The sequence below is a fragment of the Pseudomonas sp. 05N434 genome (assembly GCF_056396965.1).
Genome location: NZ_JBFTMK010000801.1, coordinates 1 through 1,581, shown reverse-complemented (window position 1 = coordinate 1,581; position 1,581 = coordinate 1). Strand labels below are relative to the sequence as shown.

General features: G+C 58.5%; 3 protein-coding genes. 2 read left to right on the top strand and 1 reads right to left on the bottom strand.

The window, feature by feature from the left end; genetic code table 11:
• Positions 1–394, top strand: a 394-nt coding sequence (locus tag AC1DLB_RS29545; protein WP_477786244.1) for a serine hydrolase, incomplete at its 5' end; no start/stop codon positions are given.
• A 294-nt stretch (positions 395–688) separates the two neighbouring features.
• On the opposite strand, the gene AC1DLB_RS29540 is transcribed toward AC1DLB_RS29545, so the two are convergent.
• Positions 689–1,234: a DUF4174 domain-containing protein gene (locus AC1DLB_RS29540; RefSeq protein WP_019579989.1), complete on the bottom strand. Its 546-nt coding sequence runs from the start codon at positions 1,232–1,234 to the stop codon at positions 689–691.
• A 164-nt stretch (positions 1,235–1,398) separates the two neighbouring features.
• Here AC1DLB_RS29540 and AC1DLB_RS29535 point away from each other — a divergent pair.
• On the top strand, positions 1,399–1,581 hold a 183-nt coding region (locus tag AC1DLB_RS29535; protein ID WP_477786243.1), incomplete at its 3' end, for a VOC family protein.

Below are 1,581 nucleotides of genomic sequence, written 5' to 3'. Positions count from 1 at the left end.
TCGCTATGTTGAGGCGAACATGAATCCCGCGTCGCTGGAAAAGCCTTTGCAGCAAGCCATCGCCAGCACTCACACCGGGTATTACCGGGTTGGCGAGATGACTCAAGGGTTGGGATGGGAGCTCTACAACTACCCGGTGACGCTCGACACCCTACTGGCCGGCAACTCGTCGCAGATGGCATTTGAGGCCCATGAAGTCCGGTGGCTGACCCCGCCACAACCTCAACGCGACACCGTGCTGATCAACAAAACCGGCTCAACCGGCGGCTTTGGCGCCTACGTCGCTTTTATCCCGGCGAAGGACATCGGCATCGTGATCCTGGCCAACAAAAACTACCCGAACCCGGAGCGGATCAAAATCGCCTACCAGATTCTGAGTGCGCTGACCAAATAGCCGAGGGCGACGCCCCGTAGCAGCTGCCGAGCCTGGAAATMATTGGCCGGATTGGCACAGAACCTGTGGCGAGGGAGCTTGCTCCCGCTGGGCTGCGCAGCGGCCCCAAACCAGTCACCGCGGTACATCAGATAGGCCTAGGGTGCAGGGTTTACGACTGCTGCGCAGCCGAACGGGAGCAAGCTCCCTCGCCACAATGGGTCACCAAGTTTCGGATTTCCGTTGGCAAACAAAATGGGCGACCTGTTGAGGTCGCCCATTGGGGTAAGCCTTCTCACCACTACTCAGCTCAATTCAATCATCCGGCTGCTCAGCCGGCTTGGCGGGCTTCGCCGGTTTGCCTTTGGTGCCTTTAGCACCTTTGACCGGTGCGACTTCAGCCACCGGCGCTGGCACCGGTACTGTTGCTTCCTTCTCGGCCGTCGGCAGCTGGTCGACGGTGTTGAATATCTCTTTCAACTCGACCGCATCCGACTGCTCAAGCTTCTTTTCGCCATCCTTGCCGATCAGGATGATTTTGCTCTTCGCCCCGGCGCCCAGCTTGAGTGAGCGGATCAACGCCATCGTCGATTGCGGGTCGAGGTCTTTGCCGTCCCGTTGGCCCATCGTATTGATCACGGTGTACAGCACCATGTTTCGATCGGTGAAACCCTTGCGGTTGGCAGAGTCGTCCAGTGACTTTTTCAGGTTGAGCCAAACCGGGTCCACCGAACTGGGCGCGATGACTATCAGGGGACGAGCCCGGCCCACGTCTTTAACCAGAGGGGAATCGTCATCGGCGGCAAATGAAGGACCGACGAAAGCCAACAGGGTAGCCAGGGTCAAAGACCTGATGAGCATGCGCATCTCCTTTTGATATCCACGCTCTAATGATTGCGCATCGCGGTGATCGTTCCGGGCGATGCACCGCGATTGTGTTCCGCCTTGCCCAAGCTTAGGTCAGGGCGGTCATTGCGCAACAGCCTGAGCTAATCTCATAGCTGATTCATCGTGAGGGTTTATCCATGAGCGCTCAGCTGAACCACACCATCGTCTGGTGCCGTGACAAACAGGTTTCGGCACGCTACCTGACCGACCTCCTCGGCCTGCCCGATCCCGAGCCGTTCGGGCCGATGCTGGTGGTCAAGTTTGATAACGGGGTGTCGCTGGATTTCTACAACAACGACCCGCCCATCGCGTCCCAGCAC

Coding starts and splice junctions, on each gene's coding strand:
- AC1DLB_RS29540 (WP_019579989.1), bottom strand. CDS start 1,234: ATGCTCATCAGGTCTTTGACCCTGGCTACCCTGTTGGCTTTCGTCGGT.